This window comes from Neisseria sp. P0021.S006, from assembly GCF_051956895.1.
In genome coordinates this window covers 1-1,196 of record NZ_JBQCWZ010000428.1, presented here as the reverse complement: position 1 = coordinate 1,196, position 1,196 = coordinate 1, and the positions used below count along the sequence as shown (strand labels likewise).

Annotated in this window: 1 protein-coding gene; it reads right to left on the bottom strand. The window is 53.5% G+C overall.

What is annotated here, in order from left to right:
• Nucleotides 1-1,196: Fe-S protein assembly chaperone HscA (gene hscA / locus ACTHUM_RS14735; protein ID WP_440403253.1), on the bottom strand; the 1,196-nt coding region annotated here is incomplete at both ends.

The following is a 1,196-nucleotide window of genomic DNA, read 5'->3' as shown; positions in this document are numbered from 1 at the left end:
GTTCTTGTGCGGAAACAGACAGCAAACCGTCGGCGTCAACTTGGAAGGTCACGCGGATACGCGCTGCGCCTGCGGCCATCGGCGGAATGCCGCGCAGGGTGAATTTGGCAAGGCTGCGGCAGTCGGAAACGAGTTCGCGCTCGCCTTGTACGACGTGTATCGTCATAGCGGTTTGACCGTCTTTGAAAGTGGTAAAGTCCTGCGCACGCGCGGTAGGAATGGTAGAGTTGCGAGGAATGATTTTCTCGGCAAGGCCGCCGTATGTTTCCAAACCGAGTGACAAAGGTGTAACGTCAAGCAGCAGCCATTCGCCGTCGGTTTTGTTACCGGCAAGGACGTTTGCCTGTATGGCGGCACCGAGTGCGACCACTTCGTCAGGATTGAGGTTGTTCAGCGGGGTTTGTCCGAAGAATGTGGCAACTGCTTGTTGAACATGCAACATGCGGGTAGAGCCGCCAACCATAATCACGCCTTTGACATCTGCCTTGGTTACGCCTGCGTCTTTCAAAGCCTGTTTGACGGGCTCGATGGTTTTTTGTACCAGATTTTGGGTCAGATTGTGAAACTCTTGGCGGGTAATGACGGTATGAACTTTATGGCCGTCTGAAAGTGTGGTTTCGATGACGGCTTCGGTTTGAGTGGTCAGTTTTTCTTTGGCGGTACGGACAAGGGAAAGCAGAAGTTGGCTGTCTTGTTCGTTGAGTTTGGAAAGGTCGTTTTGTTCGAGCAGGTAGCAGAACAAACGATGGTCGAAGTCATCGCCGCCCAATGCGCTGTTGCCGCCGGTGGCTTTAACTTCAAACAATCCTTTGGTCAGTTGCAATACTGATACGTCGAATGTACCACCGCCCAGGTCGTAAACGACAAACGTGCCTTCTGAAGCGTTGTCCAGTCCGTAGGCGATTGCGGCGGCGGTCGGCTCGTTGAGGAGGCGCAATACATTCAAGCCTGCCAAGCGTGCGGCATCTTTGGTGGCTTGACGTTGGGCATCGTCGAAATAGGCAGGTACGGTAATGACGGCACCGACCAAATCGCCGCCTAATGTTTCTTCGGCACGCGATTTAAGGGCTTTGAGGATTTCAGCCGATACTTCGATAGGCGTTTTTGCACCTTGACGGGTGTTTAACTCGACCACGCGCTCATTGGGTGTAAATCGATAGGGCAGGTATTGCGCCTCTTGTGCGAGGTCGGTAAGG